Source organism: Flagellimonas pelagia, assembly GCF_003584135.1.
GTDB lineage: Bacteria > Bacteroidota > Bacteroidia > Flavobacteriales > Flavobacteriaceae > Flagellimonas > Flagellimonas pelagia.
Genome location: NZ_QXFI01000011.1, coordinates 136,745 through 160,328, shown reverse-complemented (window position 1 = coordinate 160,328; position 23,584 = coordinate 136,745). Strand labels below are relative to the sequence as shown.

Annotated in this window: 15 protein-coding genes; 8 read left to right on the top strand and 7 right to left on the bottom strand. The window is 45.0% G+C overall.

The annotated features are described in order from the left end of the window. Positions 1-79: 79 nt before the first annotated feature. Positions 80-1,330 carry an aspartate kinase gene (locus D2V05_RS03910; RefSeq protein WP_119646234.1) on the bottom strand — a complete coding sequence of 417 codons (1,251 nt, stop codon included), beginning with the start codon at positions 1,328-1,330 and terminating at the stop codon, positions 80-82. A gap of 26 nt (positions 1,331-1,356) precedes the next feature. Then, positions 1,357-1,839, bottom strand: a complete 483-nt coding sequence (locus tag D2V05_RS03905) for a GNAT family N-acetyltransferase (RefSeq protein WP_119646233.1) — start codon at positions 1,837-1,839, stop codon at positions 1,357-1,359. Positions 1,840-1,949: 110 nt separating this feature from the next. Between D2V05_RS03905 and fbp the strand changes: the two genes are divergently transcribed. Then, positions 1,950-2,963: a class 1 fructose-bisphosphatase gene (gene fbp / locus D2V05_RS03900; protein WP_119646232.1), complete on the top strand. Its 1,014-nt coding sequence runs from the start codon at positions 1,950-1,952 to the stop codon at positions 2,961-2,963. Here the strand turns inward: fbp and D2V05_RS03895 are convergent. Further along, on the bottom strand, positions 2,960-3,388 hold the full coding sequence (locus tag D2V05_RS03895) for a tellurite resistance TerB family protein (RefSeq protein WP_119638866.1): 429 nt from the start codon (positions 3,386-3,388) through the stop codon (positions 2,960-2,962). The genes fbp and D2V05_RS03895 overlap by 4 nt on opposite strands. A gap of 99 nt (positions 3,389-3,487) precedes the next feature. On the opposite strand from D2V05_RS03895, the gene D2V05_RS03890 reads away from it, so the two are divergent. The 5 genes from D2V05_RS03890 to mfd all read left to right on the top strand — a co-directional run bounded on the left by D2V05_RS03890 (position 3,488) and on the right by mfd (position 15,491). Further along, positions 3,488-5,950: a ligase-associated DNA damage response DEXH box helicase gene (locus D2V05_RS03890; protein ID WP_119646273.1), complete on the top strand. Its 2,463-nt coding sequence runs from the start codon at positions 3,488-3,490 to the stop codon at positions 5,948-5,950. A 16-nt stretch (positions 5,951-5,966) separates the two neighbouring features. Further along, positions 5,967-6,470: a T9SS type B sorting domain-containing protein gene (locus D2V05_RS03885; protein WP_119646231.1), complete on the top strand. Its 504-nt coding sequence runs from the start codon at positions 5,967-5,969 to the stop codon at positions 6,468-6,470. A 167-nt stretch (positions 6,471-6,637) separates the two neighbouring features. Further along, positions 6,638-10,987, top strand: coding sequence for a T9SS type A sorting domain-containing protein (locus D2V05_RS19790; RefSeq protein ID WP_235855380.1), 4,350 nt, complete (start codon positions 6,638-6,640; stop codon positions 10,985-10,987). Positions 10,988-11,059: 72 nt separating this feature from the next. Then, positions 11,060-11,704: a ligase-associated DNA damage response endonuclease PdeM gene (gene pdeM, locus D2V05_RS03875; protein WP_235855379.1), complete on the top strand. Its 645-nt coding sequence runs from the start codon at positions 11,060-11,062 to the stop codon at positions 11,702-11,704. A 367-nt stretch (positions 11,705-12,071) separates the two neighbouring features. Continuing rightward, a complete protein-coding gene (gene mfd / locus D2V05_RS03870; protein ID WP_119646270.1) occupies positions 12,072-15,491 on the top strand; it encodes a transcription-repair coupling factor in 3,420 nt (1,139 codons plus the stop codon). Positions 15,492-15,646: 155 nt separating this feature from the next. Here mfd and D2V05_RS03865 read toward each other — a convergent pair whose 3' ends face one another. The 4 genes from D2V05_RS03865 to D2V05_RS03850 form a co-directional block, all read right to left on the bottom strand. After that, on the bottom strand, positions 15,647-16,801 hold the full coding sequence (locus D2V05_RS03865) for a serine hydrolase domain-containing protein (protein ID WP_119646230.1): 1,155 nt from the start codon (positions 16,799-16,801) through the stop codon (positions 15,647-15,649). 231 nt (positions 16,802-17,032) lie between these two features. Then, positions 17,033-19,015: a DUF3352 domain-containing protein gene (locus D2V05_RS03860; RefSeq protein ID WP_119646229.1), complete on the bottom strand. Its 1,983-nt coding sequence runs from the start codon at positions 19,013-19,015 to the stop codon at positions 17,033-17,035. Between the two features lie 73 nt (positions 19,016-19,088). Further along, a complete protein-coding gene (locus D2V05_RS03855; protein WP_119638869.1) occupies positions 19,089-19,748 on the bottom strand; it encodes an aspartate kinase in 660 nt (219 codons plus the stop codon). A 52-nt stretch (positions 19,749-19,800) separates the two neighbouring features. Then, the gene (locus D2V05_RS03850) at positions 19,801-20,160 is read right to left on the bottom strand and encodes a YraN family protein (protein ID WP_119646228.1); all 360 of its coding nucleotides are present in this window, start codon (positions 20,158-20,160) and stop codon (positions 19,801-19,803) included. Between the two features lie 171 nt (positions 20,161-20,331). Between D2V05_RS03850 and D2V05_RS03845 the strand changes: the two genes are divergently transcribed. Then, on the top strand, positions 20,332-21,846 hold the full coding sequence (locus D2V05_RS03845) for a DUF1800 domain-containing protein (protein WP_119646227.1): 1,515 nt from the start codon (positions 20,332-20,334) through the stop codon (positions 21,844-21,846). Between the two features lie 9 nt (positions 21,847-21,855). After that, complete coding sequence (locus tag D2V05_RS03840; protein WP_119638872.1) at positions 21,856-23,568, top strand: DUF1501 domain-containing protein; 1,713 nt, start codon at positions 21,856-21,858, stop codon at positions 23,566-23,568. Positions 23,569-23,584 lie beyond the last annotated feature (16 nt).

The window sequence follows — 23,584 nt, the reverse complement described above, 5'->3', positions numbered from 1 at the left end:
GTAGTTTCTTCTTTAGCTAGGCGTAAAGATAGAAAATTACAATTACTGGCCCCGTTGCATCAAGAATAAGGATAAAGCGTTATTGCACAACCAATTGCACGGTTTCCTTGCCGCGTTGCTCCACCAGAACCGACTTTCCGTTTTGAAGGGATTTCACCGCTTGCTCATCAAAATGGCGTATGGTGTACAGGGAAACATCTTCATGGCAGACCACTTTGAATTTCTTTTTCAATTCTTCCAACAAGGGCTCTAATCCCTTGAACTTGTTGTCCAAGCAAACGGAAAAACTAATGGCCGAATTTTGGATAAGATCCACCTTCAATCTATGATCGTGGAACAGTTTAAAGATTTCACTGATGTTGTCTTCCACAATGAATGAAAAATCCAAGGAGGAAAGTTTTAACAACACTTGGTTCTTTTTAACGATGAAACAAGGTATTTTGGGCACAATCCCGATTCCTTTGCCCACGGTGGTCCCCATGTCCATAGGGTTCACAAATGATTTTACGTGCAGGGGTATCTCTTTACGCTGTAAAGGCTGCAAGGTTTTGGGGTGGATTACTGATGCTCCGTAAAAGGCCAGCTCAATGGCTTCACGATAGGATATCTGTTCCAACAACTCTGCCTTTTCAAAATTTCGGGGATCGGCGTTCAGGACACCAGGCACATCCTTCCAAATGGTTACGGACTCGGCATTGAGACAATAGGCCAAAATGGCCGCGGTATAATCCGACCCTTCCCTGCCCAATGTAGTGGTAAAATTATTATCATCACTTCCCAAAAAACCTTGGGTGATGTTCAGTTTGGACATATCTACCCTGGCCACGACCTCCTGCTGGGTGCGTTCCCAATTGATTTGGGCGTCGCGGTAGGTATTATCGGTCTTGATCATGGTGCGTACATCCAACCAGGTATTGGAAACCCCAACTTCATTCAGATAGGCGCTCACAATGGTTGTGGACAGCAATTCTCCATAACAAACCACCTGATCGTATACAAAAGCATATTTTGGGGATTTGTTCCAGGCCAAAAAACCCTTCACTTCATCAAACAGCAATTTTATCTTGTCGTAAATGGGATGGTTCGGATTTTCGAACAGCCCGGACAGAATCCCTTCGTGGTAGTCCACCACCTCTTGAATGGAGGCATTGAGTTCATTTTTATCGTAAAAATAGGATTCCACGACCTTTTCCATCGCATTGGTGGTCTTGCCCATGGCCGATATCACAACCAAGGTGTCCATATACCCCACCTCCTTCAGCACACTCACCACATTCCTTACGGCATCGGCATCTTTCACAGATGCTCCCCCAAACTTAAAAACTCTCATTTTTTTATGCTTGTCTGTTGAAAAGCTCAATTCAGGCTTTCCATATAATTTTTAATTCCGTTTTCGTCCAATTGTACCACATCCCAATCGCGTAGTACATTGGCCCCTTTTTTCTCATAAAATTCAATCGCAGGCTCATTCCAATCCAACACTTCCCAGCAGATTCGCTTTACCCCAAGTGAGTGCCCATAGCGCACCACCTCATCCAACAGGGCCGTTCCCAGACCACTTCCCCTCATATTTTCCGACACGATCAAATCCTCCAGATGGATGGCAGGTCCTTTCCAAGTAGAATAACGTGGATACACCAAAGCTATCCCAGAAATACCTTCATCCGTTTCGGCCACAAAGCAATGGAACATCCTTTGGTCCCCGAAGCCATGCTTCACCAAATCGTCCTTGGTAACCTCAACGGCGTCGGGTTCTTTTTCAAAATCGGCTAATTGTTGGATCAAAGCCAAAACATGCTCCATATCTTCGGGTCGAGCATCCCTTATTGTAAACTCCATAATTGTTACAAATAAAACTCAAAGTTATAAAATTCTAAAACTTATCTTTATCGAAAACGTTATAGTTTCACAAAATGCACGATATTTGTCCTTAAATAAAACAGCCTTCCATGTTTGACAAGCAGCACCGCACCCTAGGTGAATTCATCATTGCCAACCAAAACTCATTTCAATATACCTCCGGAGAACTTTCCAGACTGCTGAACGGCATCCGTTTGGCGGCCAAAGTGGTCAACCATGAAGTGAACAAAGCAGGCTTGGTGGACATCATCGGTTCTGCCGGGGAGACCAATGTACAGGGTGAAAACCAACAAAAATTGGATGTGTTGGCCAATGAAAAGTTCATCCAAACTTTAAAAAATAGGGAAATTGTCTGTGGTATTGCTTCAGAGGAAGAAGATGACTTTATCAGCATCAACAGTTTTGACAAACAACACCAGAACAAATACATTGTGTTGATCGATCCTTTGGATGGATCCTCCAATATTGATGTGAACGTTTCCGTTGGGACTATTTTTTCCATATACCGGAGGGTCACTCCCGTGGGAACACCTGTCACCCTTGAAGATTTTCTACAACCGGGAAGAAACCAAATCGCAGCAGGCTACATCATTTATGGCACTTCGACCATGTTGGTCTATACCACAGGGGATGGCGTGAACGGTTTTACCTTGAACCCGGCCTTGGGTACTTTTTATTTATCCCATCCCAACATGCAGTTTCCGGAAACAGGCAAGATCTATTCCTTGAACGAAGGCAATTACATCCATTTTCCCCAAGGCGTGAAGGATTACATCAAATACTGCCAAATGGAAGAGGACGACCGCCCCTACACTTCAAGATATATCGGCTCTTTGGTATCAGACTTTCACCGTAACATGATCAAAGGGGGTATTTATATCTACCCAAAGAGCGATAAGGCACATAATGGAAAACTGCGCTTGCTCTATGAATGCAATCCCATGGCTTTTTTAGCGGAACAGGCCAACGGCAAGGCCAGTAACGGGTTCAACCCTATCATGGACATTCAACCTACGGAGTTACATGAACGGGTACCGTTTTTCTGTGGAAGTAAAAAAATGGTGGAAAAGGCAGAGGAGTTTATGGCCAGGGCCAAATCTTAGCTCTCTCTTTTTACCAATTCGAAATAATCCTCAAAAGGAATTTTTCCCGTAAAGATTTTAATGGATTTATCGATGATTTCGGTGGCCTTTTTAGGCGAAAATCCCAAACCGATAGCATACCTTTCAACCATTTTGCGTTCTCCTTCATCAATATCGTGGTCGGAAAATATGATCTGAAAAAACTCGAACAGCCTTTTATATCTTTTCTCGCCACTGTGCGGTGTCTCAATAGGATATTTGTTATCCTTCTTCATGACCTCCTTGATTTCCTCTTCGGTAATATTGAGTTTGAAGGCAAATTTTTCCAAGATTGCTTTTTCCTTGGGGTTGATCTCTCCATCAATGGCGGCCAAACTTGCCAAAGTGGCAAAATGGGCCAAGTTTTTCCTGTGGTCTCCGTGCTCGTAAAGATCTAAAATTGGCATATTTCAAATTTTGTGGCACAAATATAAATCTTATCGCAAAAAGGTGGGTACAAACCCTTGAAAGAAATTCGTATTTTTCAATCCAAAGTACTACGGGAACTGCACCAAAACGAACTCTTCCATATAGCCGAAAATTGGTTCCATGAACAAAAATGGGAACCTTTTCCCTTCCAAAAACAGACCTGGGCTGCTTTTCTGGAAGGCAAACACGGCCTTTTGAACGCTCCGACCGGAAGTGGCAAGACCTATGCCCTTTGGTTTCCCATTGTGTTGGATTACATCCAAAACCATCCCGATTATAGAACCAAGCACAAAAAGGGACTGAAAGCGGTTTGGATCACACCATTGCGGGCACTTTCCCAAGAAATTAAACAATCCGCCGAACGCATCACCCAAGATCTGGGCACCCAAATGACCGTGGGCATACGAACCGGGGATACCTCAACGAAAGAACGGGCCAAACAACGGAATACTATGCCCGATCTTTTGATCACCACCCCCGAAAGTCTGCATCTGCTGCTCTCTTCCAAAGGGTACGCCAAACTTTTTAAGGATTGCACCGCCATTGTGGTGGACGAGTGGCACGAACTTTTGGGGACTAAACGGGGCGTTCAGATGGAATTGGGCCTATCCCGATTGAAATCCGTTTGCAAGAACCTCCGAATATGGGGCATATCGGCTACTATTGGCAATCTGGAACAGGCGAGGGAAGTGCTTCTGGGACCCACCTCCAAAGAACTGGAAAACTCGGTTTTGATCAAGGCCGAGATCATCAAGAAAATCACGGTCAAAAGTATCATTCCAGAGGAAATGGAAACCTTTCCGTGGCGGGGCCATTTGGGATTGCATCTTTTGGAAAACGTTATCCCAATCATCAATAATAGCAAAACCACCCTACTTTTTACCAACACCCGAAGCCAGTGTGAAATCTGGTTTCAAAAAATATTGGAGCAACACCCGGAATATGCAGGGGAACTGGCCATGCATCATGGCAGCATCAACAAAGAGACTCGACTTTGGGTGGAGCAGGCCATCCGTAATGAAAGTCTAAGAGCCGTGGTGTGTACTTCCAGCTTGGACCTTGGTGTGGACTTTGCCCCCGTGGAAACCGTAGTACAGATCGGAGGACCAAAAGGGGTGGCCCGATTTCTGCAGCGTGCTGGGCGAAGCGGTCACAGACCCGGCAAGGAAAGTGTAATCCATTTTTTGCCCACCCACGCTATGGAACTTATAGAAGCTTCGGCCATGCAAAAAGCGGTACTCCACCATGCCGTGGAAGATCGGATTCCTTACCTGAACAGTTTTGATGTGCTCATTCAATATCTTACCAGTTTGGCGGTTTCGGATGGGTTTTATCCAGATGAAATGTATCAGGAAGTAAAACAGACCTTTTGCTATCAGGCCCTTTCGGAAGAACAATGGCAGTGGCTCCTCAATTTTTTGGTGATGGGCAGTCAAAGCTTGAAGAGTTATGACGAATACAAAAAAGTAGAGGTAGAAGACGATGGCAGGTTCGTAGTGAACAGCAGAGCAGTTGCCATGAGACATCGGTTTCAAATTGGGACCATCGTGGGCGACGCCACAATTTCGGTACGCTATCAAAAAGGCGGGTACATTGGCAGCATTGAAGAATATTTCATTTCCAAATTGAGTCCGGGAGATGTGTTCACATTTGCAGGTAGAAATTTGGAGTTCATCCGGATCAAGGGGATGTCTGCCCACGTGGTCAATTCCACCAAACGGACCAATAAAGTACCCAGTTGGATGGGAGGCCGATTGAGCTTCTCCGCTAAAATGTCGGAACTGCTCCGCCAAGAACTGTACACGGCAGAATTGCCGCAAGAGGAACAATCCCCAGAAATCCAATCCCTTGCCCCGATGTTTGCCAAGCAACGGGAAGAGAGTCTGGTCCCCCAACCCCACCAATTTTTGATCGAAACTTTTAAAACTTCAGATGGATATCATCATATCTTTTATCCGTTCGAGGGCCGCGCCATCCATGAAGGCATGAGCAGTCTTTTGGCATACCGCATCAGTCTATTGACTCCTATCACCTGTTCCCTAGCCTTCAATGATTATGGGTTTGAATTGCTTTCGGATAAAAAAATTGACATCCAGTCCATTTTGGACAACGATCTCTTCACTTCGGAATATATGCTTTCCGACCTTCAAAAAAGTTTGAACTCCAACGAAATGGCAAGACGTAAGTTCCGAGATATTGCCGTCATCAGTGGGATGGTCTTTACCGGATATCCGGAGAAAGGGGTAAAAATGAAACACCTGCAAAGCAGTTCGGAATTGTTGTTCGATGTATTTAAGGATTTTGAGGATGATAATCTTTTGTACCAACAAGCTTATACCGAAACTTTTGAGCACCAATTGGAGGAAGGTCGTTTGCGTTTGGCTTTGGAGCGCATAGCTCAACAGGAAATCGTCTGGAAACAGTGCGCTAGACCTACTCCGTTCTCCTTCCCTATCATTACAGATCGGCTGCGGGAGAAATTGTCCAACGAAAAATTGGCCGATCGCATTAAACGCATGACAGCGAAGTTGTCACGATAAATAGTATTTTTAACCTATGAAGGTTTCCAAAATAGAGAACTATACTTTTAGATTTTTCTTTCTATTCTACGTCTTTTTTGTTGTTGGATGTAGTTCCGATGATTCCAAAAATCTATTTGACTGCTGTAATAGTGAAATAGATGGTAATGTCAACAATTTACCAGACCCACCAGATGGTGAGGAAAGGCAAAATATCGAAGTATTTAATGTAATCACTCCTAATGGTGATGGCATAAACGATTTTTGGATTGTACAAAACCTTTACTTATACCCAAACAATACAGTTGAAATATTCAATTCCAACAATAAGCTTGTTTTTTCAACAGATGGGTATCATTCAAATGGCGAAATATTTCCAACAGAAGACATTTCAGAAGGCACCTACAGATACAAGATCGTGATAGAAAACGAAGATGTTTTCCTTCTTCAAGGATACTTGTGTGTCATAACAAATCCAAACAACTTTCGGCCTGGTCCTGGATGCAATCCTCTGAGCTTACAAGACCCTTTCCTTCAATAATTTGATTTACAGAAAATTTAATGTTTTCATGGTAACGCACTCCTAATCCAGATAATAGTGTCGTTCGTCGAAAAAACCACCCCTTAACGTATTCTTAATTCAGGGGTGATTCGATTTTATTAAAATTTTAAGATTTTAGTTTCCTGAACACTTTACAACCTCACACTATGAAGAAAATTTACTTTCTCCTATTTCTTTTTTCTTTTATTCTTGGCGCTTCCGCCCAAGATTTGAAAATTACCGGAATTGTGGATGGACCCCTTACCGGGGGTATTCCCAAGGCCGTGGAACTCTATGTAGAAAATGACATTGCAGATCTAAGTCAATATGGATTGGGGTCTGCCAATAACGGTGGTGGTACCGATGGCGAGGAATTTACCTTTCCTGCCGATGCCGTGACTGCTGGGACCTTTATTTACATAGCCACCGAAGATGTGGAATTCGCTAATTTTTTCGGATTTGCTCCTAATTACATGGATTCGGCCGTCAATATTAACGGTGACGATGCCATTGAGCTGTTTTTTAACGGTTCCGTGATCGATGTGTTCGGCGACATCAACGTGGATGGAACAGGACAGGCATGGGATTATGTGGATGGTTGGGTCTACCGTAAAAATGGGACCGGCCCGGATGGTAGCACTTTTGTGTTGGACAATTGGATCTACAGCGGCATCGATGCCCTGGACAATGAAACCCAAAACGCCACGGCTGCCAATCCATTCCCGATCGGCACCTTTGGTGGAGTGGTAACAACCACGGTGGACAATGTTTCCAATTTTACTGCTACCTCAACGGGTACTTCCAGCATTTCCCTTTCTTGGAACTTGAATGCCGATAGCAATCCTGTTATAATTGCAACTGTTGAAAGTGGCACTGTTTCTGAAACCCCAACGGATGGAACAACCTATTCCGAAGGGGATACATTGCCCAATGGGGCCACCGTAATTTATGTAGGAAGTGCCTCAACATTTGACCACCAAGGCTTGTTGGAGAATACAAACTATGGTTACCGAATCTGGTCCTATGATGCCAGTTTGATGTATTCCACAGGAGTTGCTGCCGATGCCCGTACCGATTCCAGCACGCCCATTGTAGCTGGTCTGATCATCACGGGAGTCTATGATGGTCCATTGACCGGTGGGGTTCCAAAAGGAGTGGAACTTTATGCTTTGGAAGATATTGCCGACCTCAGCGTTTACGGTTTGGGTTCGGCCAACAATGGTGGCGGAACCGATGGCGAGGAATTTACGTTTCCTGCTGATGCCGTTACTGCCGGTACACACATTTATGTGGCCACCGAAACTACAGGGTTTGAAAGTTACTTCGGGTTTGCACCCAACTATACTTCCGGGGCCATGGCCATTAACGGTGATGATGCTATTGAATTGTTTCTCAATGGTTCTGTAATCGATGTGTTTGGGGACATCAATATGGATGGAACCGGAGAGGCATGGGATTATGTGGATGGTTGGGCCTATCGCAAGGACGACACCGGACCTGATGGAAGTACTTTCGTTATTGACAATTGGATTTTTAGTGGTATTGATGCCATGGATGGCGCCCTTACCAATGATACGGCCGCCACTCCGTTTCCTTTAGGCGCCTATGGTCCTGACCTCATTATTACAGGGGTTGTGGATGGACCACTATCCGGAGGTGTACCAAAGGCCATCGAACTCTATGTTAAAAATGATATTGCGGATTTAAGTGCCTACGGAATCGGTTCTGCCAATAACGGCGGAGGTACCGATGGAGAGGAATTTACTTTTCCTGCCGTAAGTGTTACAGGAGGTACCTTTATCTACGTTTCCAGTGAAAGTACTGGTTTTGAAAGTTATTTTGGATTTGCCCCCGACTACACTTCATCATCCGCTGCCATCAATGGTGATGATGCCATTGAGCTCTTTTTTGAAGGCGGTGTAATTGATGTTTTTGGGGACATCAATGTGGATGGAACAGGCCAGGCATGGGATTATGTGGATGGCTGGGTCTATCGAAAAAATGGCACAGGACCAGACGGAAGCACTTTTGTTTTGGACAATTGGACCTACAGTGGTATCGATGCCTTGGACAATACCACCACAAATGACACGGCCGGATTACCGTTCCCCATCGGCACCTATGGCGGGGGCGGCAGCAACGAAAATCCAGAACCCATTACCATCGCCGAGGCACGTGCTTTAAGTGATGGCACATTGGTGACCATAAGTGGTGTGCTGACCGTTACAGACCAGTTTGCAGGCTCTGCCTACATTCAGGACCAAACAGGGGCCATTGCCGTTTTTGATGAGCAGGTTCATGGTGATGGGGTATTCATGATAGGAGATTCCATCACCATTACGGGTGTGCGAAGCTCTTATAATGAACAGATCCAGATCAGTCCGGTTACCGAAGTCACTTCCAACGGAACACCCAACGAACCGATTGTTCCTTTGGACATCACCCTGGCCGAAATGGGTCAACACCCAGCAGAATTGGTCAGGATAGTGGATGTGACCTTCCCGAAACCCAGAGACCTTTTGTTTGGGAACTCAAACTACGTGGTAAGCGATGCCAGTGGTTCCGGTGAACTGCGTATAGATGGCGATGTGGAAAGCTTGGTGGGTCTTGCCCAACCTGAAACCTGCGGTGAGGTCATAGGGGTAGTCGGCAGGTATTATGAACTCTATCAATTATTGCCCAGGATCAGGACCGACCTTGCTTGTGCAGGCGACTATGAACCACCAGCGCTTCCTGTTGAAGTGGACAAGGCCAATACGTTGGAAGTGGCCGCTTGGAATATTGAATGGTTTGGCGACGAAGGCAACTCCCCAGCAGCGGGAGACCCAAATTCCGATGCCATCCAAAAGGACAGTGTAAAAGCTGTGATAGCCGAATTACAACTTGATGTATTGGCTGTGGAAGAAATTGCCGATGATGCCCTTTTTGCGGAAATGGTCAGCGAACTGCCTGGCTACGATTATGTGCTTTCACCTGCGGTCTCCTATCCCAATGATCCAGGGGTCCATCAAAAAGTAGGTTTCATTTACAACACCGAGACCGTCACCGTCACCGATACCAAGGTTTTGTTGGAATCCATTCATCCCTACTACAACGGTGGTGATACTTCGGCCTTGACAGATTACCCCAGCGAACCGGACCGTTTTTATGCCAGTGGACGATTGCCTTTCTTGATGACGGCCGATATTACCATCAACGGGGAAACCGAAACCTATGACTTTGTGGCCCTACATGCCCGTGCCAACGGAAGCAGCGATGCCCAGTTGCGCTACGATATGAGAAAGTATGATGTGGAAGTGTTGAAAGATAGTTTGGATGTGTACTATGCCGACCGCAACCTCATCCTATTGGGCGATTACAACGACGATGTGGATGTGACCGTTGCCGATATCACTTCAACCACGGTAAGTTCCTATGAAAATTACGTGAACGATGCGGCAAATTACAGTGTGTTCACCGCAACACTCAGTGAAAATGGTTTCCGTTCCTACGTGTTCGAACAGGATATGATCGACCATATTTCAGGTACCGACGAAGTATTACCACGATACATTGAACATTCGGCCCAATCGCACTATGAATTCTATGATTACGATTATGCAAGTACCACATCGGACCACTTGCCCGTTTCGGTACGATTGATGCTCAAACCTTTCGCTTTTGAATCCATGACCTCTACCGATGTAAGCTGCTTTGGCGAAGCGGATGGAACGGCAACCGTTACCGTTAGTGGAGGTGTTGCCCCATATACCTATGTTTGGAGCGATGGACAGACCACCCAAACGGCGTCTAATCTTATGGCCGGTTCGTATACCGTGGTGGTAAATGATGCCCTTTTGCAACAATTTGAGGCAGAAGTGACCATTACGGAACCTGACATGATTACCATGATCACTTCTGGAGATGCAACAGTGTATTTGGGGTATGAACCTCAAAGTTGTACCACTTTGGAAGTGCTTTCCGTTGAAGGTGGAACTGGTGCTTATGAAATGGTTTGGAGCACGGGCGAAACTGGAAACACCATTACGGTTTGTCCAGAAGAGACCACAGCATATGAAGTGACCGTAACCGATGAAAATGGTTGTTCCATGATAGAAACCATCACGGTGGAAGTCATTGATGTAAGCTGTGGTTCAAACCCATGGAATCCGAAAGTGACCATGTGCCATAACGGTCGAGAAATCTGTGTTTCGCAACATGCAGTCAAGTTTCATTTGGCCCATGGTGATACCTTGGGCAGTTGTGATACTCCATCAAACGGATGTCATATCAGAGCTCATGCTTATCCAAACCCATTTGTAGGCTCCGTCAATGTTTCTTTTGGCTGCGCATTGACTGAAAACGCAAAAGTGATTGTCTATAACATGGTGGGAAGGCCCGTTGTTCAGTTGAATGTACCGGAAGGAAGTGAGTCCATCAATATCAACATGGAAACCTATCAAAGAGGAATTTATTTTATCAAAGTGTATACTCAGGGTAGATTCCCCAAGACCATCCCGGTCGTTAAAAAGAGATAACTTTTTATCATCATATTCCAAGCCCCGGCAAAAATGTCGGGGCTTTTTTGTTGTGGCAAATCCGATTAAGCTATGGTATCTTTGAAGTTCATGAATATTTCCATCCAGCAACAAAACTTTACCCTCCATCCTTTGGGTGGCCTTTTTTGGGAAGAAAGATCCCTGTTGCTCATCAGTGATGTGCATTTGGGGAAGGTATCCCATTTCCGGAAGTTCGGGGCTGCCGTTCCCCGAAAGGCCATTCATAAGAATTTTGTCTTGTTGGACAAAATCGTGTCCGATTTCCAACCCTTCCAAATCTGTTTTTTGGGCGACCTCTTCCATTCGTCCTTGAACAAGGAATGGGAGCTTTTTGAAAACTGGGTGGCCAAAACCCCGTCTGAGATTATTTTGGTATCGGGGAACCACGATATCATCGCCCCAGAAAAGTTTGAAAAACTCGAGGTCAAAATATTCCCAGAGCTCATCTTGGAAAACTTTTTACTGACCCACCATCCCGAAGAACGCGAAGGATTGTTCACCTTTTGTGGCCACATTCATCCTGCCGTGAGATTACAAGGCTTTGGTCGTCAGCATTTAAGGCTTCCCTGCTTTTTCAAGTCCAAGAGCCAAATGGTCTTGCCCGCTTTTGGGGAATTTACCGGCACCCATGCCCTAAAACCTTCCAAACAAGATGAGGTATATGCCATTGTGGAAGATACTGTAGTGAAGGTTTAGATTCTTCGGAGAATACAACATGGTCATTCTGAAAACATGAAGTGTTTGAAGAATCTCTTTTTACATGACCAAGAACAAATCTAAGTCCAGGCGCAAAAAAGTTTTTACAATAATTGGATTCTTCGCTCCGCTCAGAATGACTCTATGTTCCAAATTGTCATTTCGACAGAGCAAAGCGACGAGAAATCCAAACATCGTATTGTCATGCTGAACTTGATTCAGCATCTCATCATTCCTTTTCATTGGGATTCCGTGTCAAGCACGGAATGACATTGTAATATAATTGATATTGAGAGAGCAACGAGAAATCTCAAAAAATGCTTTCCCTAAAAACATTTCAGGTTATCTTTGCCGCAAAGTTTTTGGATTGACCAAAGCCCCGATTTCCCAACTCTTTGCACAGTCTCCCGCCCTAGGGAAACTGAGGGATTCTATTGCCCTATCTCTGGACACCACCCAAGATGACAATCGAAAAATCAATGTAAAAGGACTGGTGGGTTCTTCCCTAACCTTTGCAGTTTCTGAGGTTTTTAAGACTGCCGACACCCCTTTTCTTTTGATTTTGAATGACAAGGAAGAAGCCGCTTACATTTTGAATGACCTTGAATTGCTGATTGGGGAGAACGATGTGCTGTTCTATCCGGGGAGCTACCGAAGGCCTTACCAAATTGAGGAAACCGACAATGCTAATGTGTTGCTACGGGCAGAAGTACTGAACCGCATCAACTCCCGGAAAAAACCTGCGGTAATCGTCACCTACCCAGATGCCCTTTTTGAAAAGGTGGTCACCCGAAAGGAACTGGACAAGAACACCCTGAAAATAAAACTGGAAGATACCCTCTCTCTCGACTTTTTGAACGAAGTGCTCTTTGAATATCAGTTCAAACGGGTAGATTTTGTGACCGAGCCCGGGGAATTTTCCGTTCGCGGTGGCATTGTGGATGTATTCTCCTTTTCACATGATGAGCCCTATCGTATCGAATTTTTTGGCGACGAGGTGGACAGCATCCGAACGTTCGATGTGGAGACCCAGCTCTCGACGGACAAGGTGAAGAAAATTACCATCATCCCCAATGTAGAAAACAAGTTTTTGCAGGAATCACGTGAGAGTTTCCTTAAATATATCTCTCCTAAAACTGTGATTTTTGCCAAGAACCCTGCCTTGATCTATGACCGCGCCGATACACTTTTTGCAAAAGCCGAAGAGAGTTTTGCAAAACTTGGCAAGGAAATCAAGCATGCAGAGCCAAAAGAGCTTTTTGTGGATTCAGCTTTGCTGAAAAGCCAACTACAGGATTTTGTATGTGTGGAGATTGGGGCTTCGGCTCCGCTCAGCCCTCAAAATTTAGACAATATGGTCACTGAGCGAAGTCGAAGTGATATCATACAATTCAACACCAAACCTCAACCTGCTTTTAATAAAAAGTTCGACCTGTTGATCGAGAACCTGAACGAGAATCGGGAACTAGGGTACACCAACTATATTTTCTGCTCCACCGAGCAGCAGGCCAAACGCTTCCACGATATTTTTGAGGAAGTGGATCATACCGTCCACTACCAGACGGTGGTTTTTCCGTTGTACCAAGGTTTCATCGATGACGACCTGAAACTGGCCTGCTATACGGACCATCAGATTTTTGAGCGGTACCACAAGTTCCACCTTAAAAATGGCTATGCCAAGAAACAGGCCATTACCCTCAAGGAACTCAACAAACTGGAAATTGGGGATTACGTGACCCATATTGACCACGGTATCGGGAAGTTCGGGGGACTCCAAAAAATAGATGTGGAGGGCAAAAAACAGGAAGCCATCAAATTGATTTATGGCGACCGCGATATTTTGTACGTCAGCATCCACTCACTCCATAAAATCTCCAAATACAATGGGAAGGACGGGGCACCACCCAAAATCTACAAACTCGGTTCCGCGGCTTGGAAAAGCCTAAAGCAAAAGACCAAGAGCCGCGTCAAGCAGATTGCCTTCGACCTTATTCAAGTGTATGCGAAACGGCGTTTGGAAAAAGGTTTCCAATACGCTCCCGACAGTTATTTACAATTTGAGTTAGAGGCATCCTTCCTGTACGAGGACACCCCCGATCAGGAAAAATCGACCCAAGATGTGAAAATGGACATGGAGAGCGAACGTCCCATGGATCGACTTATTTGCGGGGATGTTGGTTTTGGAAAGACCGAAGTGGCCATTCGGGCGGCATTTAAAGCTGTGGACAATGGCAAACAGGTGGCCATTTTGGTACCCACTACCATTTTGGCCTTTCAACATAGCCGAACGTTCAAGGAGCGCTTGAAGGATATGCCCGTTACGGTGGACTACCTCAACCGCTTTAGAACGGCGAAAGAGAAAAAGGATGTTTTGGAGCGATTGGCCGCTGGTAAAATCGATATCATCATCGGTACACATCAACTGGTGAACAAAAATGTCCAGTTCAAGGATTTGGGATTGTTGATCGTGGACGAGGAGCAGAAATTCGGGGTTTCCGTGAAAGAAAAACTACGTTCCATAAAACAAAATGTGGACGTGCTTACCCTAACGGCTACACCCATCCCCAGAACGCTTCAATTCAGTTTGATGGCGGCCCGCGACCTTTCGGTGATCAATACCCCACCCCCCAACCGCTACCCCATTGATAGCCAGGTCATCCGATTTAACGAAGAAATCATTCGGGATGCCGTTTCCTACGAAATCCAACGGGGCGGACAAGTATTTTTTATCCATAACCGCATTGAGAACATCAAGGAAGTGGCCGGAATGATCCAACGGTTGGTTCCCGATGCCAAAATCGGTATCGGCCACGGGCAGATGGAGGGCAAAAAATTGGAACAACTCATGCTCGCCTTTATGAACGGGGAGTTTGATGTGCTGGTCTCCACCACCATTGTAGAAAGTGGGCTGGACGTGACCAATGCGAACACCATTTTCATCAACAATGCCAATAACTTTGGGTTGAGCGACCTTCACCAAATGCGTGGACGGGTAGGCCGAAGCAATAAAAAAGCGTTCTGTTTTTTCATTACCCCGCCGTACGAAGTGATGACCCCAGATGCCCGAAAACGTATTGAAGCCCTAGAACAGTTCACGGATCTGGGAAGCGGGTTCAACATTGCCATGAAAGATCTTGAAATCCGAGGTGCCGGAGATTTGTTGGGTGGTGAGCAAAGTGGGTTCATCAACGAAATCGGGTTTGAGACCTATCAAAAAATATTGACCGAGGCCATTGACGAACTCAAGGAAAATGAGTTCAAGGAGCTATATGAAGAGGTAGAGGGTCATAAGGAGAAGGTCTATGTGAAAGACATTCAACTGGATACCGATTTTGAACTGCTCTTCCCCGATGACTACATCAATAATATTACGGAACGGTTGAACCTCTACACTCAGCTCAATGAGGTAAAAGATGAAGAAGGGCTACAGAAATTCGAGGCCGATCTTGTAGACCGTTTTGGGGAACTTCCCGATCAGGCACAAGATCTGCTCAATTCCGTCCGGATCAAATGGATTGCCACCCACATTGGCTTGGAAAAAGTGGTGATGAAACAAGGCAAGTTCTTGGGGTACTTTATTGCCGATCAGCAATCCAATTTTTACCAAACCCCCGTGTTTACCCAAGTATTGCAATATGTACAGAGCCACTCCCAACAGGCTAGACTTAAGGAAAAACAGACCCGGAACGGATTGCGACTTTTACTGACATTTGACCGGATTACCAGCGTGGAAAGGGCATTGAAGGTGTTGGAGCCATTGAAAGTTGTACCTTCTCAAATAGAGTGAGATTCTTCACTGCGTTCAGAATGACCAAAAGTGTCAATTTCGAGATAGCAAAGCGACAAGAAATCTTATAACCCTTAAAAACGTCATGCTGAACTCATTTCAGTATCACAATACAGTCGAATGAGATTCCGTGTCAAGGACGGAATGACAATCCATCAAAAAGCCTCGTACACCTGTTTTACAAACTCCCCGATTTTTGAGGGTTCCAACCAGCGGGTCACGATAAGCAGGCCTGTTTTTTGGTCCACCACAATAAAATTGCCCCCAAAGCCTGCAGCGTAAAATACATGCTCGGGCACGCCTTCCCAATGACGAGGTCCATTTTGGTTGAGCCACCACATATAGCCATAGTTCACATTGGGCACCGAAGGTGCCGTGGCCTTTTTGATCCAGCCCTCACTGATCAATTGTTGGTCATTCCATTGGCCATTGTTCAGGAACAACATCCCAAAACGGGCCATATCCTCCGTGGAGATAAAGAGTCCGGCACCAGAATGCCCCCCGCCCGTAACGGATTTCATTTGGATGCCATCCACTTCCGTCCAAGCATGGTCATACCCAAACCAACGCCAAGTGGTCGTGGCCCCGATGGGATCCATTACTTTTTCCTTCAGAATCATGGGAACCGGTTTACGCCACACATGCGTTAGGGAATAGGCCAAAACATTCACACGAACATCATTGTATTCCATAACGGTCCCAGGTTCATTCAGTTTTCGGAATTTCCAGTCGTCCAGACCACCTTCCCGTGGCGGGCGGTCGGCCCAATCCTTGCCACCCCATAATTCTCCGGACCAATCGGAGTTTTGTTGCAACAGATGCTCCCAGGTAATCTTGGAGTTGTGTTCCCCATCAAAGGTGCCATCCCAAATATAGTCGCCCACTTTGTCCTTGGTGTCCATAATCAGCCCTTCGTCCTCGGCCAACCCTGCTACGGTAGACAAAAAGCTTTTGGTCACGCTAAAGGTCATATCCACCCGCTTGGTATTTCCCCAAGAGGCCAAAACATACCCGTTTTTCATGATCATCCCAGCTGGACCCCCGCGTTTTTTGGTAGGCCCCAAGATTTTATGAAAGGGTTCTTGTTTAAAGCCATTCAAAATCGCAATCCGTAAATCGCGGGAACCAGAATATTCGTTGGCATTGGCATAATCAACTGCTTTGGACAATTGGCTTACATCATACTTGAACTGGCCTTTTTCGGCAGCTTTCCACGTTTCGTTTCTTTCGGGAAAATACATTTTTTGGGCCGTCAAGGGGTTGTTGACCATCAATACTACAAGGAGGGAAATTTGAAAAAGTGGTTTCATGTTGAGGATTGGTTAATTAGGCTTTGAAGGTAATGATTGTTGATGGATTTTTTTCATCCTACCATGACAACCATTAAAAGAGATTCTTCACTGCGTTCAGAATGACCAGTAGGCCCTATTGTCATTTCGAAATGAGGAGAGAAACGACGATTGAGAAATCTAAACTCCTTGAAAGCAGATTTCTCACACTCGTTATGCTCGGTTCGAAATGACAAATGGGGATATTATTCCCTAAAACCGTTTTTTGTGTACTTGTTTGCCTTCTTCGTTATAGTATCTCCAAGTGCCCACTTGCTCATCATTACGGAACCGCCCTGTGATTTTTTCGGTGCCATCAGGATAATACTCGGTATAACGCCCATGTTTAAGACCATCCTTCAGGTCCACTTCAAATTTGGTGGTCCCGTTCGCATACAATTTGCTGAAGGAATTGGCATTCAGGTCGGTGGGATAAATGGGTTTTAGGTCGAAAACAGCATCGGTGATTTCCTCTACAGTAGTATTTTGGTTTGTTGGGATTGGTGTCGGTTGCTTTTCTTCGAACTGGGTATTCTTCTTCACCTCTTCCACATCTTGATAGTTAATCACCAAGCGACTTTCGAACAGGTCATCCTCTGGGGTCAACTGTAACCCAAATTGTGGGAAACAAATCAGAAAATCCTTGTTCTTCTTCATTTTTTGCTTGGTTTCCGAATCCGCAAGGGCATACATATTGTCATACAAGACTGGCACATTACTGTACACGAATACGGTGGATTCCGATTCAAACTTGCTGTCGAAATCCCGGAATGCCGCCGAACTGGCAAGGGTCTCTTCCTCTACCACATCATCAATAATACTTTTGAGGGTATTGGGATTATCGCTGAAGATCACATATTCATCGATCTGTGTAAAATAAGGTTTATCAAACTCATTGAACCTACCGCCCAATAGCATTTTAAAAAAACCTTTTATGGAAAGAAAATTGATCTCGTAGTCCTTGTATTTTATGGCCTTGAACTTTACTGGAGTCTTCTTCCGGATCTGCTCTACCACAAAATCGAGGTTGGTTTTGGCCTTTTCGGCATCATTTGCTTTTAATACCAAGGCCATATCATTTTTTCCTTTGGAAATGTGGGACTGAATTTGCAACAAAGCGATTTCGTCCCCGATCCAACTCACAAAGTTTTCCTTAACGTCTATTTTGAGGAATTTCTCTACCTTCTCGATTCCTTCCTGATAACTTTCAAACTGTTTGGGATCGTTCTGTTGGACCATTTCAAAATTCTTATAGAACTCCGCAAAGCTGTCGAACCCATAACTGATGTACAAGGCGGTACGTTTGGGCGCTATGGCGGGAATGGTCCGTTCGGCAGTTCCCGATTTTTGAAGGGCTTCCAGATAGTACTCGTTCGTGGCACTGATGTTGGTATAGCCATTGGCCGTGAGGGTACTGTTCCGGTCGAGATTAAAGTAAAATCCAGAGAATAGAAAATTCTCGCTTACCCTACGCACCCAATCCGATGGCGTGTCGGTAAATCGTTTTACGTAGTCATCAAAATAATTGTACTGGAGGTACAATCTGAAAAGATCCTCATGCCCCACTTTTTGGTTGATCTCGATAAAATTGAGGTTTCTTCCCAGGACGGGTTCTTGGTATTGGTCTATGGAAGCCTCTACCAACGTATGGGTATACGAAGCCACCAACTGGTTTTTGATAAAGGCCAGATACATGGTCTCCTTGCTTTCCCGATCATGCACTTCCAAGATTTCGTGGTCGTGATAATTCCGTTTGCTCATTATATAATCGTCATTGAGCAAGGTGTTGAAATAGGTTTTGAGGAGCTGTAACTTGGCAATACGCTTGAGGTCCAGCACATAAAAAATGCCGTAGTCCTTGGGTGAAATCATGTGGATGGAAATGAACAGGGAACGTCCGTCAAAAAACTCGAACAGCTTATGGTTGTTATTGAAAACGGTGTCCACCCGTTGTATGTTCTCGGTAAGCTCTGCGAAGTAATCGTTCTTGGTCAGGTGTTGCCAAGCTTTGCTCTCGCTTACTTTTTGCCAACTTTCCACAGGCTGCTCCGATTCTATGATAAAAACGGCATCCTTGGGAATCAGATAAATGGATTGCAGGTTGGAGTTGGGGGAGAGTATAAAAATATAGGCCAAATAGCACAGGTAGAGTGCAAACAGGGCCAAAAAACCGTAAAGAATCCTTTTTTTGGTCATCCTTCCTAAAGTGTCTCTTTCTAAAACGAAGGAGTTCCCATTTTAGTTTAAACCAATGGTTGGGAAATACAATTTAGAGCAACTTCAGGTCCTTGATGGTCTTGAAGGCCACATCTACCTGCTCATCGTTCACCAAAATGGTAAACTCGTTGGTGGTAGAGATCACCTCATAGAGTATGATACCTTCCCAAGCCAATCTTTGAAAGATAAAGTAATAGATCCCGGGAACGGAAACGTTCTCGGCAGGCAGTTTTACGGTAATGGAGGAAAGACCTTCGGCCTTTTGGGTGCAGCGTTCGTGCTTAAAGTATTTTTCCACCACACTGTCCATAATGTTGCTGATCACAATATTGATCTCATTGACCCCCCGGGACGAAGTATAGAACACATCTTGGTTTTCATTGACCTCTTCCAATAATTTGGCCTGTTGTTGCAAAATGGAATCGGAGGCCAGAAAGGTATAGTCGGACAAATTGGAACGAACGGTAATCTCGCCGATATTCTTGAGCACTTTTACAATTTTGTGGGTGGCCCGGAACTCCAAATCGTCGGAGAGCCGTTTGAGGGCCATTACAATGGCACCGTCCTTTACGTCTTTACCCAGTTCATCCGCAATTTCAGGTTTGATCTGTCTGGAAAGTGAGGTGAGGTTGATAATGCCTTGGGCCAATGCCGTTTGCAAGAATGGTTTTTTTTTGATGTAGTGTTCAACTACTGCTGATATTGTTTTCATCGAAGGTCAGTTTTGAACAAAAATAACATATTGTTACAAAACAAACAAACGGTTAAAAATAATAGAAAGCATTTTCAAGATGTTGAATTTCAATTTTTTTATCGGTTTGTATCACGGTGATGACATCAAAACGTACCTCTAAATCCAGGTCATGTTCAACTATAAATTGATGGGCTGCAAGGGTCAATAGTTTTATTTTTTTGGGGTTGATGGTGCTCGCGATATCTTCCAAAAAGCCCGTGTTTCTTGACTTCACCTCCACTATGGCCAATATACCTTCTTTCTTTGCTATAATATCGATCTCTGCGTTCAGGTAACGGTAATTTTGGGCAAGGATTTCATAACCGCTATCCCTCAGATAATCAACGGATTTCTGCTCCCCAAATCTTCCAAATTCGTTATGCTTTGCCATACAAAATGTACAATATCAAAAAAAAATATGCATTTCGTCGAAAAATTTGGTAGTTCACGGACATTGAAACGTTAAGATTGTAATTTGTTGGCCCAATTGAACCACATCCAACATTAGCATAAACATATAGTTGCCCCAAAACTATGTACCTAATTAACGCCAGACATTGCTATGGAGTACTTTATCAATTGTAATTCCTCAACTTTGGCACCGTACAATACTCCCTTGGATGAGTTACGTGCGGCCCATTTGTACCGAAGACTCGGTTTTAGTGCCTCTGTTGATACCATTAATGCTGCTGTTGGTCAATCTGCCAGCGCCCTTGTGGACAGCTTGGTCAACCAAGCGATTTCCACACCGGTGATTCCCGCCCCTGCTTGGGCAGACTGGACAGAGGCCAACTATCCGGCCGATGATGATCTTGCCGGGCAGATGCGAAGAGCCCAAATAGAAGAATTTAAGACTGCTTATGGAAATGCGCTTTTGGACAACGGCCTACTAGATCGCTTGAGTTTCTTCTGGAGCAACCATTTTGTGACCCAGTTGGAGACCTATAACTGTCCCCAGTTTCTGTATTACTATATCAATTGTCTACAGCGGAACGCCTTGGGCAATTTTAAGACCTTTACCAGTGAAATTGGGCTTACCAGTGCCATGCTCTATTATTTGGATGGAGTAAGGAACCGCGGTAACAACCCCAATGAAAACTATGCCCGTGAACTTTACGAGCTCTTTACCTTGGGTGAAGGCAACAACTATACCGAACAAGATATCATCGAGACCGCAAAAGCACTTTCCGGATATACGGAAAGGGGTGACGAAGGTTGCACCCAAGTGACTTTCGACCTTACCGAATTCAATACGGACAATAAAACCATTTTTGGCCAGACTGGAAATTGGGGTTATGATGATGTCATCGATGTATTGTTCAACCAAAGACCAAACGAAATAGGTTGGTTCATCTGCAAGAAACTATACGAGTTTTTTGTTCATCCTGATTCTACAGGTGACGACGGCAACGGGATAGCCCCCCAGATCATTGATGGATTGGCCCAAACCTTTATTTCCAACAATTTTGATATTGCCCCGGTAATCCGTCAGCTTTTCAAAAGCCAGCATTTCTTTGATGAGACCGCCATTGGGGTCATCATCAAGAGTCCTGCGGATATATATTTTAACTTTATAAAGGAGACTAACTTCGCTTATGATGACATGGATGTCATCAATTTAGTGGATTCTTGTTCACTAATAGGTCAGACCTTTTTTCAACCTCCAGAGGTGGAAGGTTGGCAACGGGACCGAACTTGGATCAACACAAATTTTATCATTGGTCGTTGGTTGACCATGGAAGTTTACATCGATCGTTTCTTCCAAAATGATCCTGAACAGTTCAGGACATTAGCCATGGATGCTGTGGGCCCGGCCGACAGCAATACAAGTAACCCCGAAATAGTGGTAAGGGCATTGGTGGATAAGTTTACCCCAAAGGGCCTTTTGACGGATGCCGATTTTGAAAGGGCCATGGATGCCTTCAAAATCGATGATGTACCCGAGGAATATTATTCTCCGGATTATACTCCCGGCGGTACAGGGGAATGGATGCTGCAATTAAGTGCAGAGCCTCCCACACAGGTGTATATCCTGTTGCGCCATTTGTCCAGAGAACCCGAATTTCAACTTAAATAACCCATCACCATGTGCGATACCCATCACACCCACGATACATCCCCATACAAAGGCCTTGAGCATGAAGGCCATGACCAAGAACACACCAAATGGAGCCGAAGGTCCTTTTTACAGGCCCTCGGAATTGCAGGTTCAGGTTCCATGTTCTTGGGGAGCCATTTGATTTCAGCCTCTGCCCCGTCCCCTTTTACAGCAGCCGTGGCGGCAGCGGAGACCGACAACATTTTAATCTTGATCAGATTATCGGGAGGTAATGACGGTTTGAGTACCGTTATCCCGATCCAACAATATGATTCTTATGCCAATGCAAGGCCCAACATCTATATTCCTGAAAGTAAGGTCCTAAAACTTACCAACGATTTTGGGGTGCCCACTTACATGAGCGCCCTGGAATCCCTTTGGGGAGATGGACAGTTCAAGGCAGTGCATGGCGTAGGGTATGAAAACCAAAGTCTTTCCCACTTTACGGGATCGGATATTTTTGCCAATACCGATTTGACCACCACTGGTTTTTCAGGAGAAAACACCGGATGGATGGGTAGGCACTTTGAGGAACTCTATCCAGATTACCTCATTAACCCACCAGCGGCCCCTGCGGCCATCCAAATCGGGAATTTGGCCAACCTTATTTTCCAAGGTGAGGAAACCAACTATGCCTTTGTGACCAACAATGTGGACCAGTTGGAACAAATTGCCCAGACAGGTGCTTTTTATGATATTGAAAATGCACCGTTCGACGATTGTATGTATGGTGACCAACTTCGCTTTTTAAGAGGGGTTGCCAATACCACTTACGAATATGCCGGAATCATCCACGATGCCTATATGAGGGGCCAGAACCAGGTGGAATACCAAGATAATGGCTTTGCCCGTCAGTTGGCTTTATTGGCCCGATTGATCAAGGGTAATTTGGGCACTAAGGTGTACATGATTTCCATGGGAGGATTTGATACCCATGGTAACCAACCCATCGTACATGAAAGGTTGATGTCCAATCTATCTATTGCCATCAATAACTTTTATGAGGATATTGCCTTTACCCAACAAGACGACAAGGTATTGAGCATGACCTTCTCCGAGTTTGGTCGAAGGATTTTTGAAAACGGGTCCAACGGTACCGATCACGGTAAGGCCGCTCCTACCCTTTTCTTCGGATCAGGGTTGAATGGAAGTGCCTTTGTGGGTGACCATCCATCCCTTGATGAACCTAACAATAGGGGGAACTTGGAATATACCATGGATTTCAGGGACCTATACGGCACCGTTTTGGCCGAGTGGTTGTGTGTACCCAGGACATCTGTGGAACAACACTTGTTGGGATACCAATACAAGGCCATCGATTTAGGATTTAGTTGTAGTGGCGAACCCTTTGATGATATCGCCATGGACAACGATCCACCTATTTTGCCAGATACCCCACCGAGTCCAGATCCAGAAAACCCAGATCCAGATATTTTGGAAGGTATCGTCCATACGCCTTACTATCCCCAATCCCGCGCACCGTATATCCATTTGGAAATGCCGGTTGCGGCCCATGTGGATATAGAACTGTTCAACATTTTGGGACAGCGGGTAGGCACCATTTTCAATGAGATGGTTTTGGAAGGAGCCACCGACATCAACATCCGTGAACGCATGCGCGACACCCTTTCCACCGGAAAATACATTTATAGGATTTCGGTGAGTGGTAAAAAAATGAGTAAATCAGTGATGATTTCCTAAAGAAGCGGGACACTTT

Bases quoted from the DNA above. Each gene is read 5' to 3' on its own strand.
- D2V05_RS03910 (WP_119646234.1), bottom strand. From the start codon at position 1,330: ATGAGAGTTTTTAAGTTTGGGGGAGCATCTGTGAAAGATGCCGATGCC.
- D2V05_RS03905 (WP_119646233.1), bottom strand. From the start codon at position 1,839: ATGGAGTTTACAATAAGGGATGCTCGACCCGAAGATATGGAGCATGTT.
- fbp (WP_119646232.1), top strand. From the start codon at position 1,950: ATGTTTGACAAGCAGCACCGCACCCTAGGTGAATTCATCATTGCCAAC.
- D2V05_RS03895 (WP_119638866.1), bottom strand. From the start codon at position 3,388: ATGCCAATTTTAGATCTTTACGAGCACGGAGACCACAGGAAAAACTTG.
- D2V05_RS03885 (WP_119646231.1), top strand. From the start codon at position 5,967: ATGAAGGTTTCCAAAATAGAGAACTATACTTTTAGATTTTTCTTTCTA.
- D2V05_RS19790 (WP_235855380.1), top strand. From the start codon at position 6,638: ATGAAGAAAATTTACTTTCTCCTATTTCTTTTTTCTTTTATTCTTGGC.
- pdeM (WP_235855379.1), top strand. From the start codon at position 11,060: ATGGTATCTTTGAAGTTCATGAATATTTCCATCCAGCAACAAAACTTT.
- D2V05_RS03865 (WP_119646230.1), bottom strand. From the start codon at position 16,801: ATGAAACCACTTTTTCAAATTTCCCTCCTTGTAGTATTGATGGTCAAC.
- D2V05_RS03860 (WP_119646229.1), bottom strand. From the start codon at position 19,015: ATGACCAAAAAAAGGATTCTTTACGGTTTTTTGGCCCTGTTTGCACTC.
- D2V05_RS03855 (WP_119638869.1), bottom strand. From the start codon at position 19,748: ATGAAAACAATATCAGCAGTAGTTGAACACTACATCAAAAAAAAACCA.
- D2V05_RS03850 (WP_119646228.1), bottom strand. From the start codon at position 20,160: ATGGCAAAGCATAACGAATTTGGAAGATTTGGGGAGCAGAAATCCGTT.
- D2V05_RS03845 (WP_119646227.1), top strand. From the start codon at position 20,332: ATGGAGTACTTTATCAATTGTAATTCCTCAACTTTGGCACCGTACAAT.
- D2V05_RS03840 (WP_119638872.1), top strand. From the start codon at position 21,856: ATGTGCGATACCCATCACACCCACGATACATCCCCATACAAAGGCCTT.